This window comes from Mycobacterium sp. PO1, from assembly GCF_017312405.1.
Taxonomy (GTDB): domain Bacteria; phylum Actinomycetota; class Actinomycetes; order Mycobacteriales; family Mycobacteriaceae; genus Mycobacterium.
Genome location: NZ_BLTG01000087.1, coordinates 1 through 14,020 on the forward strand (window position 1 = coordinate 1; position 14,020 = coordinate 14,020).

Sequence of the window (14,020 nt, forward strand, 5' to 3'; positions counted from 1 at the left end):
CGCCCGCCCACACTGCCCACGGTGAAGGGCCGCGCCGTCCGGGTGGGCCCGCCGACCCCGGGAGGCGTTGCGATGACCACTGTCCGAACCCCACATCCCGACCGACTCCAGAGCGGGCTGGACCGCGCCGGCAGCGCTCTGCTGCGTTACTCGCTGGTGCTGATCCTCGCCTGGATCGGGGCGTTGAAGTTCACCGAGTTCGAAGCGCGGGGCATCGAGCCCCTGGTGGCGTCCAGTCCGTTCATGAGCTGGGTGTACGACGTCTTCTCGGTCACGACGTTCTCCGCGCTGCTCGGAGCACTCGAGATCGCGACCGCGGCCCTCATCGCGGTCAAGCCGTGGTGGCCGACGTTCTCGATGGCCGGCAGCGTGGTCGCGGTCGGTTTGTTCACCGCCACGCTGAGCTTCCTGATCACCACACCCGGTGTGTTCGAGGCGTCGGCAGGCGGCTTCCCGGTGTTGTCCTCGACGGGTCAGTTCTTGATCAAGGATGTTGCGCTGCTGGGCATCTCGGTGTGGACGCTGGCCGATTCACACCGCGCACTCCAGTCGCGGCGGGCTACCATCGGGCCGTGACGACCGCTACGCCGGCCGACGAGGAGAAGCTGGTCGCGGCGCTGCGGGCGCGCGACGAGGCGGTCTTCGCCGCGTTGGTCGATCGGCACACCCCGTCGATGCTGCGGGTGGCGCGGGGTTACGTCGCCAGCCGGGAGATCGCCGAGGAGGTCGTCCAGGAGGCGTGGATCGCGCTGCTCAAGGGCATCGACGGCTTCGAGGGCCGATCCAGCGTCCGCACATGGCTTTTCACCGTTCTGATCAACATCGCCCGGACCCGCGGGGCCCGGGAACGCAAGGACCGTGACATGCAGGTCGTGGCGTTCACCGGCGGCAGCGTCGACCCGGCACGGTTCCGCGGCGGCGACGACGAGTGGCCGGGCCACTGGAGGGACGACGTCGCGCCCGTGGCGTTTCCGGAGTCTCCGGAAGGCGCGGTGCTGGGCGGAGAGCTCATGGACGTCGCGCGGCGCGAGCTGGACAAACTCCCGGAACGCCAGCGCGTCGTGGTCACGTTGCGTGACGTGCTGGACCTCGATTCCGCGGAAGTCTGCGCGCTGCTCGACATCAGCGTCGCCAACCAGCGCGTGCTCCTGCACCGGGGCCGCGCCGCGGTGCGCCAGGCACTGGAGAACTACCTTGAGGATGTGTCATGACCGACGACCGTGACCTGGCCTGCTCCGAGCTCGTCGAACTGGTCACCGCCTACCTCGACGGATCGCTGGACGCCGAGACCAGGGCGCGCTTCGACACGCACCTGCTCGACTGCGAAGGCTGCGAGAACTATCTGCAGCAGTTCCGGACGACGGTGGCCACCTTGAACCGCGTCGACCGGATCGGGTCGGAGGAACTCGACCCGGCTTTCCGGGCCAAGCTGCTCGACGCGTTCCGCGGCTGGCGGTAGAGCCCAGCGGGCACACTGGCTGACTATGTCACCGACCTCGTCGACCTTCGAGACCCTGCTGTATCGAACCGAACCGCCGGTAGCCACCATCACGCTCAACCGTCCCGAGCGGCTCAACACGATCGTCCCGCCGATGCCCGACGAGATCGAGGCGGCCATCGGGCTGGCCGAACGCGATCCCGCGATCAAGGTGATCGTGTTGCGCGGAGCGGGGCGGGCGTTCTCCGGCGGCTACGACTTCGGTGGCGGGTTCGAGCACTGGGGCGAGGCGATGAACACCGACGGCCGGTGGGACCCGGGTAAGGACTTCGCCATGGTGTCCGCCCGTGAGACCGGGCCGACGAACAAGTTCATGGCGATCTGGCGGGCGTCGAAGCCGGTGATCGCGCAGGTTCACGGCTGGTGTGTGGGCGGGGCCAGCGACTACGCGCTGTGCGCCGACCTGGTCATCGCCAGCGACGACGCCGTGATCGGCACCCCCTACGCCCGGATGTGGGGCGCCTACCTGACCGGCATGTGGCTCTACCGGTTGTCGTTGTCGAAGGTGAAATGGCATTCGCTGACCGGGGAGCCGCTGACCGGCAAGGAGGCCGCGGCGGTGGAGCTGATCAACGAGTCGGTGCCGTTCGAGCGTCTGGAGGCGCGGGTCGCCGAGATCGCCGCCAGGCTCGCGACCATTCCGCTGAGCCAGCTGCAGGCGCAGAAGCTGATCGTCAACCAGGCCTACGAGAACATGGGGCTGGCCTCGACGCAGACGCTCGGCGGCATCCTGGACGGGCTGATGCGCAACACTCCCGACGCGCTGCGTTTCGTCGACACGGCTGCCGCCGAGGGAGTGCGGGCGGCGGTGGAACAGCGCGACGGGCCCTGGGGTGACTACAGCCAGGCCCCGCCGCAACGCCGTCCGGACCCGTCCCACGTGATCCACCCCTGACTCTTTCCGTTACGCTACCGTTCCGTTATTGTCGACGGCGTGACCGACACCGAGGTCCTGGTGGTGGGCGCCGGACCGACGGGACTGACGCTGGCCTGTGCGTTACGCCTGCACGGGATCTCCGTACAGGTCGTCGACCGCGCCACCGGACCGGCCACCACGTCGCGGGCGAACTTCCTGCACGCCCGCGGCTCGGAGGTGCTCGGCCGGCTCGGCGCCCTCGGCAGCCTGCCGGACGAGTCGCTGCGGGCGATGCGGATCACGAACTACCTCGGCGACCGCCCGCTGGTCACGCTGGAGTTCGGCGATCCCCGGATGGACACCGCCGCCCCGCCGATGGTGGTCTCCCAGGCGAAGGTCGAGGCCGCGCTGCGCGACCGGCTGGCCGAACTCGACGTCGTTCCCCACTGGGGTGTCGGCCTGGCCGGGCTGTCCCAGCAGGACGGGCCCCCGCAGGACCTCGTCGTCGCCGAACTCGACGACGGAACCCGCCTGCGGGCGCAGTGGATCGTCGGCTGCGACGGCACCTCCAGCACCACCCGGCGGTTGGCCGGCATCGCGTTCCCGGGCGTCAAGCTCACCGAACGCTGGCTGCTGGCCGACCTGCACCTCGACTGGGAGGTGGACCGCGGCGGCACCACCGGGTGGATCCACCCCGACGGCCTGCTCGGTGTGATGCCGATGCCCGGCGATGACGGCCGCGACGACCTGTGGCGGGTGTTCGCCTACGACCCGGGCAACACCGCGCCGCCGGACCAGGGCCAGATGCTGACGCGCCTGCGGCAGCTCATCCCCGCACGCAGCGGGCGGCGCGTGCACGTCGGGGACGCCGAGTGGTTGTCGATGTTCACCGTCCACCGCCGTCTCGCCGACCGCTACCGTCACGGCCACGCGTTGATCGCCGGCGACGCCGCCCACGCGCACGCCCCGTTCGGCGGGCAGGGCATGCTGACGGGCATCGGCGACGCCGAGAACCTGGCCTTCAAGCTCGCCCTGACCATCCGCGGTCTGGCCACCGATCGGTTCGTCGACACCTACGAGGCCGAGCGCCGCCCACTGGCCACCGACGTGCTGCGCGGCACCAGCGCAGTCACCCGCGTCAACGTGGCGGACCACCCCGTCGGCCGCTTCCTGCGCGACCGGGTCGCCCCGAAGATCTTCGGGCGCGCGCCGGTGCAGCGGTGGATCACCTACACCGCATCGCAGCTGTGGGTCAGCTACCACAAGGGCCCGCTGGGCGGCCGCGGAGCCAAGCCGCGGCCAGGAGACCGGATCGCCGACCTGGCGTGCATCCGAGCCGACGGCACCGCCACCCGGTTGCACCGGGAGCTCGGCGGACGGTGGGCGTTGCTGACGCCCGGAGTTCGGCCACCGGTGATCGAGGCCGCCCGCCGGCACCTCGGCGACTTCGTCGCCCGCCTGGACTACGACGGTGACGCGGCGATGCTGATCCGCCCCGACGCCCACCTGGCGTGGCGGGGACGTCCCGGCGACGCATCCGCCGTGCACCGGTGGCTCACCGCCGCGTTGACCTCCGGTTCGACACCGTGAGCGCGCCGCGCGGGCGACCGCGCGACGCCGAGGCCGACCGGGCGATCCTGCAGGCCGGCCTGGAACTGTTCCTCGAGCGCGGCGTCGAAGGCGCCAGCATCGAGCAGATCGCCCGCCGGGCCGGCGTCGGGAAACCGACGGTCTACCGGCGCTGGTCGAACAAGGAGGACCTGATCTCGGCGGCCATGGAAACGCTGGTCGCCGACGAGTCCGGCTGGGCGTCGACCGCGGCGTCCACGTCGCCGTACGAGGTGGTCGAGGCCGCCATCGAGCGGGCTGCGGCCACCGCGGCCAGCCCGCAGTACCGCGCCCTGGTGGCCCGGGTGTTCGGCTCGGCGGTCAGCCATCCCGAGCTGATGGCCACCTACTGGCGTCGCTACATCGCGCCCCGTCGACGTCAGGCAGCGGCGCTGCTCGAGTGGGCGCGCGAGCTGGGCACCGTCGCCGCGGACACGGACCTCGAGGTCGCCATCGACATGATGGTCGGCGCGGTCACCTACCGGGTGTTGCAACCCGCACCGCCCGACGCCGGCGAGATGCGCCGCTATCTGCGCGAGGTGTACCGACAGGTCGGCCTGCTGCCCCGCTCAGACCTCCGTGCCGGCCTCGGCCCGCAGCCGACGACGGATGCGTGAGACGACCAGCCAACCGAGCGCGACCGCGACCGCACTGAGCACGATGTACTGGAACGTTGCGGCGTAGGGCTCCACCCGGTGCCAGTTGGCGCCCAGCCCATACCCCGCACCGACGAAAACGCTGTTCCAGATCAGGCTGCCCAGAAAGGTGAGCACCGTGAAGACGGCGAAGTTCATCCGCTCGGTGCCGGCCGGGACGGAGATGAAACTGCGGAAGAACGGCAGCATCCTGCCGAAGAACACACCCTTGGTGCCGTGGCGCGCGAACCATGCCGCGGATTTGTCGATGTCCTCGACGTCGATCAACGGGACTTTGAGCACCAGCCTGCGCATCCGGTCATGGCCGAGTCGCGCACCGAGCCAGTAGATGAACCAGGCGCCCACCACCGACCCGAGGGTGGTCCACAGCACGGCTTCGACGACGGACAGCTGGCCGAGCCGCGCGGCGAACCCCGCCATCGGGAGGATGACCTCGCTGGGCAGCGGCGGGAACACGTTCTCCAGGAAGATCGCCAGGCCTGCTCCGGGGCCTCCGAGGCGCTCCATCAGGTCAACCGTCCAGCCGGCGAGACCGTCGAGTTCGGCGGTGCCAGGTGAGGACAATGAGCGACCTTTCGAGAGGGGACTCGTTCCGAGGGTACCTGTCGGTCAGGACCGGCTCGCGTGCCAGCGTTCCAGCACCGCCGGAATCTCGGCCAGCAGGAATGCGTAGAAGTCGCGCATCTCGACCAGCCGGTCCCGGGCCAGGCCGGAGCCACCGGTCGCGGCGATCCCGTCGTCGGCCGCCTGCAGGAACGCGGCGATCGTCTGGTTCTGGCTGGTGTAGAGCGTCGCCCAGGCGTCCGGCCGCAGCCGGAAGTGGTCCCGCCTGCTGGCCGGTGCGGGCACCCGCTCGACCAGCCCGACCGACGTCAGATTCTTCAGCGCCCCGGATATCGAGCCTGCGCTGGCCTGGAGCTCGTCGGCCAACTCGGACATCGTCACACTGGACCTCTCGGAGAACAACAGCGCGGTCAGCACCCGGGCGGTCATGCGTTGCAGACCTTGACCCGAAAGGACGAGGGCGAGCCGCTCCGCGGCCTCGTGCAGTCTCGGCGCGGGCGTCACCAGCAGACCTCCTGGGGATTTCAAAGACTTCAATAATTTCTGAAAATTCACTATAGTCTGACGCGGCGCTCCGGGAAGTCTGGTCGGAATTCCTGCCCGGCTGTCCAACCGAAGGATGACACGAGTCGAGATGAACAACGAACCCGTCATCGCCGTCAGCGAGCTGACCTACACCTATCCCAAGACGCCCGAACCCGCCGTGCGCGGCATGGATTTCACCGTGGCCCCGGGAGAGATCTTCGGCTTCCTCGGCCCGAGCGGTGCGGGCAAGTCGACCACGCAGAAGCTGCTGATCGGGTTGCTGCGCGGCCACGGCGGCCGAATGCTGGTCTGGGGCCGCGACCCGCTGGACTGGGGGTCCGACTACTACCAACGCATCGGGGTGTCGTTCGAGCTGCCGAACCACTACCTGAAGCTGACCGGCGCCGAGAACCTCCAGTTCTTCGCCTCGCTGTACGACGGAGCGACGCAGGATCCGCGCACCCTGCTCGAGGCGGTCGGCCTCGCCGACGCGGCGGACACCCGGGTGGGCAAGTACTCCAAGGGAATGCAGATGCGGCTGACGTTCGCCAGGGCGCTGCTCAACGACCCCGAGTTGATCTTCCTCGACGAGCCGACCTCGGGCCTGGACCCGGTCAACGCCCGGCGAGTCAAAGACATGGTCCTGGAACTGAAAGACCGCGGTCGCACCGTATTCCTCACCACCCACGACATGGCGACCGCCGACGAACTCTGCGACCGGGTGGCGTTCGTCGTCGACGGCCGCATCGTCGCCCTCGACGCGCCGACGGAACTGAAGATCGCCCGCAGTCGTCGGCTCGTCCGCGTCGAATACCGCGCTCCGGAGGGCACATTGCAGACCGCGGAGTTCCCGATGGACGGATTGGCCGACGACCCCGACTTCCATTCCGTGTTGCGCAGCCACCACGTGGAAACCATCCACAGTCGCGAGGCCAGCCTCGACGAGGTGTTCGTCGACGTCACCGGCCGGAGCCTGGCATGACGCGCTGGATCAGCGCCCTGCGCCTGGAGGCCACTTTGCAGGTGCGCCAACGGTTCGTGCACGCCGCGGTGATCTCCGGCCTGCTGTGGCTGGCGGTCCTGCTGCCGATGCCGCACCACCTGCGCAACATCGTCGAACCCTATGTGCTGATCGGCGACATCGCCGTCATCGGCTTCTTCTTCATCGGCGGCTCGGTGTTCCTCGAGAAGCAGGAACGCACGCTCGGGGCGGTGGTGTGCAGCCCATTGCGCTTCGGTGATTACCTGTCGGTGAAACTTGTTGTATTGACAGTGATTTCGTTGCTGGTCGCGGTGGTGGTGGTGACCGCGACGCACGGCACCGACTTCCACCCTGCACCACTGGTCGCCGGCGTCGTCCTCGGCACGCTGGTCATGCTGCTGTCCGGGTTCATCTCCGCGCTGCCGTTCGCCTCGGTCAGTGACTGGTTCCTCTCGACGGTGGTACCGCTGCTGATCCTGGCGCTGCCGGTGGTGTACCTGCTCGGGGTGTGGACGCACCCGGTGCTCTACCTGATCCCGACCCAGGGCCCGCTGTTGCTGTTCGCCGCGGTGTTCGACCAGATCAGCCTGGCGCCCTGGCAGATCGCGTACGCGCTGGGGTACCCGCTGCTCTGCGCGGCCGGCCTGTACCAGGTGGCCCGGGTCCTGTTCGACCGCTACGTCATCGCCCGGTCGGGTGCCGCATGACCGCCGCCTGGACCGCGTTCGCACGGAACGACTTGCGCGGCACCTACCGCGACCCGCTGTTGGTCATGCTGGTGTTCGCGCCCGCGATCTGGACCGTCGGCACCGCGGTGCTCGTGCCGCGACTCAACACCGCCCTGGCGCAGCGCTACGACTTCGACCTGGTGCCCTACTACCCGCTGGCAGTCACCGGATTGCTGCTGCTGACCAGCATCATCGTCGTCGGCGGGCTGGCGGCGTTCCTGGTACTCGACGAGGTCGACGCCGGCACGCTGACAGCGCTGCGGGTGACCCCGGTGACGTTGCGCAGCTTCTTCGGTTACCGCGCCGCCACGGTGGTGACCGTGACGACCGTCTATGTCGCGGTGACGATCCCGTTGACGGGCCTGGTGCCGTCCTCGCTGGTGTGGCCGCTGATCCCGATCGGCATGGTGGCCGGTCTGTCGGCGGTGGTGACGATGCTGCTGATCGTCGCCGTGGCGCGCAACAAGGTGCAGGGCATCGCCATGCTGCGGCTGCTCGGTTTGCTCATCGCCGGGATCCCGTGCCTGCCCTGGTTCGTCGACTCCGCCTGGAATCTGGCGTTCGGGGTGCTGCCGCCGTACTGGGCGGCCAAGGCGTTCTGGGTGGCCTGCGCCGGGGGTGTGTGGTGGCCGTACCTGCTCGGCGGCGTGGCGGTCAACCTCGCGGCGGGGTGGCCGCTTCTGCGCCGGTTCGTCGCCGCCAACTCCTGATCGTCATTCGCGCCGCAGACCGCCCAGGCCCGCGGCGATCGCGCCGAGGACGACCAGTACCACCCCGGCGACCAGAGTGATGTTCAGCCAGTGGTGCAGGCTGCCCTCGGCGTGAGCGACCATCACCTCGGCCACGGTGTGGATGTCACCGGTCGTGCGGTTCAGCGCGTCCTCGACGTAGCCGCGGCCCACCTCGATGCCGGCCCAGCCTGCCGCGCCCACCAACAACGCCGACACTCCCAGCGCGGCCAGCGCCTTGCCCCGGGAGCGGGCCGCGACGACGGTGAGCAACGCACACACCGCCACCACCGCCACCACCGCCGCGCTGGCCCAAGGTCCCCACGTCGCCAGCCAGCGCAGCTTGCCCGGCTGCAGCTCCGGGCTGTCGACGGTGATCGGCACCGTCAGCGCCGGCGGGACCTCCAGGTCCAGGGAGCCCAGCGTGGCCTGGAACGACGGATCCGACAGCATCGGCGCGACGTCGATGAGCCACTCGTCGGTCGAGTTGCCGCTGGGCACGGCACCGGTGAACATCCACCGATGTGCGATGCGGTTCGCCTGGGCGAACTGTCCGGCGAAGCCGTCGTTGCCCGTGTAGGACGCGGCGACCTGACGCACCAGGACGGGGTTGAGGCTGTAGCCGTTGTCGTCACCCAGCGACACCAGCTGGGTGGTCAGTTCACCCGCCATCGCCTCCTGCAGGCGCGCGTCATTCGCGGCTGACGCCGACAACGCGGCGTAGCCGTCCTCGTTGACGATCGTCATCTGCGCCCAGACCACCGGCACCGCGACGGCCAACGCCGCGGTGGTCAGCAGCCAGAAGAACAGCGCCGTCACGAACCGCACCGACGCGTCCTCCTTCTCCGCCGGTCAGTCGCCCAGCGCGCGTCCCACGATGAGCGGGTCGGGCCGGCCGACCACGTCATGGTCTTTGTTGTCGTAGTCGAATTTACTCAGCACGAAACGCATGGCGTTGACGCGGGCACGCTTCTTGTCGTTGCTCTTGACCACGGTCCACGGCGCCGTCTCGGTGTCGGTCCAGGCGAACATGTCCTCCTTGGCCGCGGTGTAGTCGTCCCACTTGTCCAGCGAGGCCAGGTCGGTGGGTGACAGCTTCCACTGCCGGACCGGGTCGACCTGGCGGATCGTGAACCGGGTGCGCTGTTCGGACGGCGACACCGAGAACCACAGCTTGGTCAGGAAGATGCCGTCGTTGACCAGCATCTGCTCGAACCAGGGGACCTGGCGGATGAACTCGGCGTGCTGCTTGGGGGTGCAGTAGCCCATCACGCGTTCCACGCCGGCGCGGTTGTACCAGGACCGGTCGAACATCACGATCTCGCCGGCATGCGGCAGGTGGCGCACATAACGCTGGAAATACCACTGCGTGCGCTCCTGCTCGGTCGGCTTCTCCAGCGCCACGATGCGCGCGCCGCGCGGGTTCAGGTGCTCCATGAAGCGCTTGATGGTGCCGCCTTTGCCTGCGGCGTCGCGGCCCTCGAACACGACGACGTGCCGGTGCCCGTTGGCCTGGCTCCACTTCTGCAGCTTGAGCAGCTCGATCTGCAACAGCCGCTTCTGTTCCTCGTAATCGCTGCGCTTCATCCGCTCGTCGTACGGATAGTTCTCCCGCCACGTGTCGACCACCTGGTCGCCGGGCTGGATCAGCAGAACCGGGTCGTCATCATCGTCGTCGACCACCGTGTAACCAGAGGTGTCCAGAGTCACGCGCCGAAGCTATCCAGCCTCACGAACCAGTCGGTGACGTCGCGGTGAACGGCAGGTGGCCGGTTGCCGCGAGCTCTCACCGACGCGGTGTCTGCCCGGTTCCCCACACCGTTGCGCGACTGCAGTCAGTCGACTACGGTCGTTGTGTAGTCGACTGACTACACAACAGGGAAAGGACCCCGACCCATGGCCGCCATCCCCTCGATCACCAAGCTGGGCAGCAACATCGGGGCCCGCATCGACGACGTCTCCCTCAGCGGCGACCTCTCCCCGGACGTCGTCTCGGCGATCCGCACCGCGCTGCTCGAACACGGGGTGATCTTCTTCCGCCACCAACACCACCTCGACGACGCTGCCCAGCAACGCTTCGCCGCACTCCTCGGCACGCCGGTCGGGCATCCCCTGCTCCCCGCGCTCGCCGCGGACGTCCCGACCATCACGCCGATCGACTCCGACTACGCCTCGGCAAACCGGTGGCACACCGACGTCACCTTCGTTCCCGACTACCCCTCGATCTCGGTCCTTCGGGCCGTCACCCTGCCGCCCTACGGCGGCTCGACGATGTGGGCGTCCACCGCCGCCGCCTACCGCGATCTGCCGGACCCGCTCAAACGGCTGACCGAGAACACCTGGGCCCTGCACAGCAATCGGTTCGACTACGTCGCGACCTCAGCCACCACCACCGACGAGAAGTTCCGCGCGGCGCGGGCGGCCTTCGCGCACAAAGAGTTCCGTACCGAACATCCACTGGTGCGGGTTCACCCCGAGACCGGCGAGCGCACCCTGGTCGCCGGAGACTTCACCCGACACCTGATCGGTTTCGACCCGCAGGACTCGCAAACCCTGCTCGATCTCGTTCAGCGACGGATCACGTTGCCGGAGAACACCATACGGTGGAACTGGGAGGCCGGCGACGTGGCGATCTGGGACAACCGCGCCACCCAGCACCGCGCCGTCGACGACTACGACCGGCAGAGGCGGCTGATGCATCGGGTCACCCTCGCCGGTGACGTCCCCGTCGACATCCACGGATCCCCGAGCAGGGCGATCGGCGACTCGGAGCCCACCACGCTCGCCGGGTGACGGCTACTTCGCCGCGCGCCTCGGCCCGATCAGCGCCATCTTGGTCATCATCGTGTTCATCCGCTTGAGTGCGCGCAGCGAGTTGTTGTAGTAGTTGCCGCCGGCGCCGACGTTGGTGCGGGGCGCCACCACCGCCTCCTGACGGCAGAACTTGCGGATCCCCTCGGCGCCGCCGAACCGCACACCCATGCCGGAGGACTTCCATCCGCCCATCGGCGCCGTGGTGCACATCAGGTTGGAGATGACGTCGTTGATGTTCACCGCTCCGCAATCGAGTTGCACCGCAACGGCTTCGGCACGCTCGACATCGCCGGAGAACACCGACGCCGACAGACCGTAGGGGCTGTCGTTGGCCAGCCGCACCGCCTCGTTGGCGTCGGCGACCTTCATGATCGGCAGCGTGGGCCCGAACGTCTCCTCGGTCATGCACATCATCGAGTGGTCGACGTCGACGAGCACGGTCGGTGGGTAGAACGAACCCGCGCCGACCGGACGGCGGCCGCCGGTCAACGCGCGGGCGCCCTTGGCCAGCGCGTCCTGGACGTGACGCTCGGTGACGGCCACCTGACTCTCGTCGATCATCGCGCCGAAGGCGTGCCCCTCACCGGCTCCGGTGCTCAGATTCTGCACATCGCGCACCACCGCGGCGACGAACCGGTCATAGACGGCGTCGACGACATAGACCCGCTCCACCGAGACACATGTCTGCCCGGCGTTGAACATCGCGCCCCACACCGCGGCGTGCGCGGCCAGATCCACGTCGGCGTCTTCGAGGACGATCATCGGGTCCTTGCCGCCGAGCTCCAGGCTCACCGGGGTGAGCCGGCGCGCCGCACGTTCCATGACCTTCGCGCCGGTCGCGCTGGAGCCGGTGAACTGGATGAAGTCGGAGGTGTCGATCACCGCTTCGGACACCTCGCGGGCGCCCTGCGCCAGCGCCAACACCTCGGGGGCGCCCGACTCGAGCCAGCCGCGCAGCAGCAGTTCGGCGGTCAGCGGCGTGCGTTCCGACGGCTTGAGCAACACCGCACAACCCGCCGCGAGTGCACCGATGGCGTCCATCAACGCGTTGGCCACCGGGTAGTTCCACGGCGCGATGATCCCCACGACCGGACGCGGCCGGTAGTGCACCGCGATCTTCTTGATGGCCATGAAGGGCAGCGCAGCCGGACGCGTCTCGGGCGCCAGGGCCTGTTCCATCGTCTTGATGTAGTAGGACGCGATCATGATGATCAGCGGCACCTCCTGCGACGCGTCGACGGCGGACTTGCCGGTCTCGGCGATCAGCAGTCGCTCGATCTCGGAGCGGTGCTCGCCCAGCCACACCGCATAGCGCGCCAGCACCTTCGCCCGTCCCTTGGCGCCGCGGGCCGCCCATTCGGTCTGCGCGGTGCGCAGCCCGGCGGCGATGTGGGCGACGTCGGCCGGATCGGTCCAGCGCACCTCGCCGGCGACGGCGCCCGTCGCCGGGTTCCTGATGGTGCCGGTGCCGGTGAAGGAGTCGGGCGTGTGCACGTCTGGCGTCGCGGTCATGGGCCTATGTTAACGGCCGCTGTGATCCACGTCGCACCCGGGTTGACACCCGTCAAGTTTGGTCGGGGGCCTGTCCGGGCCTCGTTCTGCGAGGACAGCGAGGACCGACACCAGCGCGGTACCGAGCAACACCGCGCCGACCGCGTCGGTGAAGAAGTGATACGTCACGCCCTGCCCCACGACGCCGAGCGCGACCGCCACCGTCGCTGCGATCACCGTCCACGTCGCGGCACCCGCGACCAGCACCGCCATCCCCAGCACGACCACCGCCACCGTGGTGTGCCCGCTCGGGTAGGCCAGCGCGTCGTCCTTGTACCGGCCGAACAGGCGTTTCGCGATCCGCGCGGACAGCACAGCAAGCAACGGCGCCACCGCCACCACCGCCGCCAGTCGCCATCGCCGCCGGTAGAGCGCGATCAGCAGGACGCAGACACCCAGACCCAGCGTGACGCGGGCATCGGTGAACACCAGCAGATAGCCCAGCGCCGGGTGCTGCCTGCCGAGACGCTGGAACCACTCGTCGAGCGCCGTCGTGCCGTCACCGACCGCGAGTCCGAGCAGCACGACACCGGCCAGACCCAGCGCCGGCCACCACCGGATCAACCGTGTCAGTGTGCGATGCCCCGGATATAGGCGGCCTGGCCGAGGTGCTGAGCGGCGTCGTCGATGATGCTGACCAGGCGTGCGCTGGCCGTCACCGGCGGATTCCAGTTGCGGTCGACCACCCGGGCGAGCTCGTCGGCCGACACCGACGCCAGGTACTCCAAGGTCTCCTTGTGTACCGCGTGGTAATAGCCGGCCAGCAGATCGGCGGGTGCGCGCACCTTGGCGACGTCCTCGGGGGTCTGGCCGTAGCCGTGCGCGTCGCGCGGCAGGTCGAGATCGAACCGGTCCACCCAGCCCTCCCGGAACCACACCTGCTCGAGGTCGGCGAGCGCGCACAGCTGCGCGTCGTGCATGCGGGCACTGTGCCAGATCAGCCACGCGATCGTGTTGGCGTCAGGCGCCGGCCGGAAGTAGGCGACCTCGTCGGTCAACCCCTCGGTCAGGTCGTCGACGTGCTCGATCTGCCGGGTGAACGCGTCACGCAGCAGTTCGCGGGCGGCATCGATGTCGGTCATGTCGTCACTCCTCAGGTCCGCCGCCGTGCTCGTTGGGCGGCTCGCCGCCGTGGAACACCGCCTCCACGTTGTTCCCGTCGGGGTCCCGCACAAACGCGCCGTAGTAGCTGTCGTGGTACTCCGGCCACAGCCGCGGCTCGTGCAGCGGCTCGGCTCCCAGCGACAGTGCCGTGCGGTAGAACGCCTGCACCGCTTCGGCATCCTTGGCCGCGAAGGCGACATGCACCTCTCGGTTGGGGCCGGCGGCGTCTCCGGCGGCCATGTCGGCGATCCAGAAAGCGGGGTGGCCGTCGGTGCCGTAGCCGACGGCCACCCCCATGTCCATCTGCCGGGTGTAGCCGAGCACGCCGAGCACGTGGTCGTAGAACGACGCCGATTTTTCGAAGTCAGCGCAGTTGATTCCGAAGTGGTCGATCATGCGCTCACCG

Annotated in this window: 18 protein-coding genes; 10 read left to right on the forward strand and 8 right to left on the reverse strand. The window is 68.9% G+C overall.

The window, feature by feature from the left end; genetic code table 11:
* Positions 1–138: 138 nt before the first annotated feature.
* Genes J3476_RS23640 through J3476_RS23665 form a run of 6 tightly spaced genes read left to right on the forward strand, consistent with a single transcriptional unit; the run spans position 139 to position 4,579 of the window.
* Positions 139–576, forward strand: a complete 438-nt coding sequence (locus tag J3476_RS23640; protein WP_373889113.1) for a YkgB family protein — start codon at positions 139–141, stop codon at positions 574–576.
* The gene (locus tag J3476_RS23645; protein WP_286183613.1) at positions 573–1,211 is read left to right on the forward strand and encodes an RNA polymerase sigma factor; all 639 of its coding nucleotides are present in this window, start codon (positions 573–575) and stop codon (positions 1,209–1,211) included. Before J3476_RS23640 ends, J3476_RS23645 begins: the two co-directional genes overlap by 4 nt.
* Positions 1,208–1,459: an anti-sigma factor gene (locus tag J3476_RS23650; protein WP_207068766.1), complete on the forward strand. Its 252-nt coding sequence runs from the start codon at positions 1,208–1,210 to the stop codon at positions 1,457–1,459. The genes J3476_RS23645 and J3476_RS23650 overlap by 4 nt, the downstream gene beginning before the upstream one ends.
* A 25-nt stretch (positions 1,460–1,484) precedes the next feature.
* Complete coding sequence (locus J3476_RS23655; RefSeq protein ID WP_207068767.1) at positions 1,485–2,393, forward strand: crotonase/enoyl-CoA hydratase family protein; 909 nt, start codon at positions 1,485–1,487, stop codon at positions 2,391–2,393.
* A 39-nt stretch (positions 2,394–2,432) separates the two neighbouring features.
* Positions 2,433–3,944: an FAD-dependent monooxygenase gene (locus tag J3476_RS23660; protein ID WP_207068768.1), complete on the forward strand. Its 1,512-nt coding sequence runs from the start codon at positions 2,433–2,435 to the stop codon at positions 3,942–3,944.
* Entirely contained in the window at positions 3,941–4,579 is a 639-nt protein-coding gene (locus J3476_RS23665; protein ID WP_207068769.1) for a TetR/AcrR family transcriptional regulator, read from the forward strand. The genes J3476_RS23660 and J3476_RS23665 overlap by 4 nt, the downstream gene beginning before the upstream one ends.
* On the opposite strand, the gene J3476_RS23670 is transcribed toward J3476_RS23665, so the two are convergent.
* Both J3476_RS23670 and J3476_RS23675 read right to left on the reverse strand, forming a co-directional pair.
* Positions 4,532–5,182, reverse strand: coding sequence for a DedA family protein (locus tag J3476_RS23670; protein ID WP_286183615.1), 651 nt, complete (start codon positions 5,180–5,182; stop codon positions 4,532–4,534). The two genes, J3476_RS23665 and J3476_RS23670, sit on opposite strands and share 48 nt — an antisense overlap.
* A gap of 45 nt (positions 5,183–5,227) precedes the next feature.
* Complete coding sequence (locus tag J3476_RS23675; RefSeq protein WP_207068812.1) at positions 5,228–5,668, reverse strand: MarR family transcriptional regulator; 441 nt, start codon at positions 5,666–5,668, stop codon at positions 5,228–5,230.
* A 133-nt stretch (positions 5,669–5,801) separates the two neighbouring features.
* On the opposite strand from J3476_RS23675, the gene J3476_RS23680 reads away from it, so the two are divergent.
* The 3 genes from J3476_RS23680 to J3476_RS23690 are packed head-to-tail and all read left to right on the forward strand — an operon-like array spanning position 5,802 to position 8,127.
* A complete protein-coding gene (locus tag J3476_RS23680) occupies positions 5,802–6,689 on the forward strand; it encodes an ABC transporter ATP-binding protein (RefSeq protein ID WP_286183616.1) in 888 nt (295 codons plus the stop codon).
* Positions 6,686–7,396, forward strand: coding sequence for a fluoroquinolone transporter permease (locus J3476_RS23685; protein WP_207068771.1), 711 nt, complete (start codon positions 6,686–6,688; stop codon positions 7,394–7,396). Before J3476_RS23680 ends, J3476_RS23685 begins: the two co-directional genes overlap by 4 nt.
* Positions 7,393–8,127 (forward strand): ABC transporter permease, encoded by a 735-nt coding sequence (locus tag J3476_RS23690; protein WP_207068772.1) that lies wholly within the window; start codon positions 7,393–7,395, stop codon positions 8,125–8,127. The genes J3476_RS23685 and J3476_RS23690 overlap by 4 nt, the downstream gene beginning before the upstream one ends.
* A 3-nt stretch (positions 8,128–8,130) precedes the next feature.
* On the opposite strand, the gene J3476_RS23695 is transcribed toward J3476_RS23690, so the two are convergent.
* Together J3476_RS23695 and ppk2 are read right to left on the reverse strand one after the other, a co-directional pair.
* Positions 8,131–8,973, reverse strand: coding sequence for a hypothetical protein (locus tag J3476_RS23695; protein ID WP_207068773.1), 843 nt, complete (start codon positions 8,971–8,973; stop codon positions 8,131–8,133).
* Between the two features lie 24 nt (positions 8,974–8,997).
* Positions 8,998–9,855, reverse strand: coding sequence for a polyphosphate kinase 2 (gene ppk2, locus J3476_RS23700; protein WP_207068774.1), 858 nt, complete (start codon positions 9,853–9,855; stop codon positions 8,998–9,000).
* A 186-nt stretch (positions 9,856–10,041) separates the two neighbouring features.
* On the opposite strand from ppk2, the gene J3476_RS23705 reads away from it, so the two are divergent.
* Entirely contained in the window at positions 10,042–10,938 is an 897-nt protein-coding gene (locus tag J3476_RS23705) for a TauD/TfdA family dioxygenase (protein WP_207068775.1), read from the forward strand.
* Positions 10,939–10,941: 3 nt separating this feature from the next.
* Here the strand turns inward: J3476_RS23705 and J3476_RS23710 are convergent, their stop codons facing one another.
* Genes J3476_RS23710 through J3476_RS23725 form a run of 4 tightly spaced genes read right to left on the reverse strand, consistent with a single transcriptional unit; the run spans position 10,942 to position 14,010 of the window.
* Positions 10,942–12,471 carry an aldehyde dehydrogenase family protein gene (locus J3476_RS23710; protein WP_207068776.1) on the reverse strand — a complete coding sequence of 510 codons (1,530 nt, stop codon included), beginning with the start codon at positions 12,469–12,471 and terminating at the stop codon, positions 10,942–10,944.
* A 9-nt stretch (positions 12,472–12,480) separates the two neighbouring features.
* Positions 12,481–13,074 (reverse strand): PA-phosphatase, encoded by a 594-nt coding sequence (locus tag J3476_RS23715; protein ID WP_286183617.1) that lies wholly within the window; start codon positions 13,072–13,074, stop codon positions 12,481–12,483.
* Positions 13,075–13,079: 5 nt separating this feature from the next.
* Positions 13,080–13,592, reverse strand: a complete 513-nt coding sequence (locus J3476_RS23720) for a DUF664 domain-containing protein (protein WP_207068777.1) — start codon at positions 13,590–13,592, stop codon at positions 13,080–13,082.
* Positions 13,593–13,596: 4 nt separating this feature from the next.
* Positions 13,597–14,010 (reverse strand): VOC family protein, encoded by a 414-nt coding sequence (locus J3476_RS23725; protein ID WP_207068778.1) that lies wholly within the window; start codon positions 14,008–14,010, stop codon positions 13,597–13,599.
* Between the last annotated feature and the right edge of the window lie 10 nt (positions 14,011–14,020).

Excerpts from the sequence above, each read along its gene's own strand:
- J3476_RS23650 (WP_207068766.1), top strand. The coding sequence starts at position 1,208 with ATGACCGACGACCGTGACCTGGCCTGCTCCGAGCTCGTCGAACTGGTC.
- J3476_RS23655 (WP_207068767.1), top strand. The coding sequence starts at position 1,485 with ATGTCACCGACCTCGTCGACCTTCGAGACCCTGCTGTATCGAACCGAA.
- J3476_RS23680 (WP_286183616.1), top strand. The coding sequence starts at position 5,802 with ATGACACGAGTCGAGATGAACAACGAACCCGTCATCGCCGTCAGCGAG.
- J3476_RS23685 (WP_207068771.1), top strand. The coding sequence starts at position 6,686 with ATGACGCGCTGGATCAGCGCCCTGCGCCTGGAGGCCACTTTGCAGGTG.
- J3476_RS23690 (WP_207068772.1), top strand. The coding sequence starts at position 7,393 with ATGACCGCCGCCTGGACCGCGTTCGCACGGAACGACTTGCGCGGCACC.
- J3476_RS23705 (WP_207068775.1), top strand. The coding sequence starts at position 10,042 with ATGGCCGCCATCCCCTCGATCACCAAGCTGGGCAGCAACATCGGGGCC.
- J3476_RS23710 (WP_207068776.1), bottom strand. The coding sequence starts at position 12,471 with ATGACCGCGACGCCAGACGTGCACACGCCCGACTCCTTCACCGGCACC.
- J3476_RS23720 (WP_207068777.1), bottom strand. The coding sequence starts at position 13,592 with ATGACCGACATCGATGCCGCCCGCGAACTGCTGCGTGACGCGTTCACC.
- J3476_RS23725 (WP_207068778.1), bottom strand. The coding sequence starts at position 14,010 with ATGATCGACCACTTCGGAATCAACTGCGCTGACTTCGAAAAATCGGCG.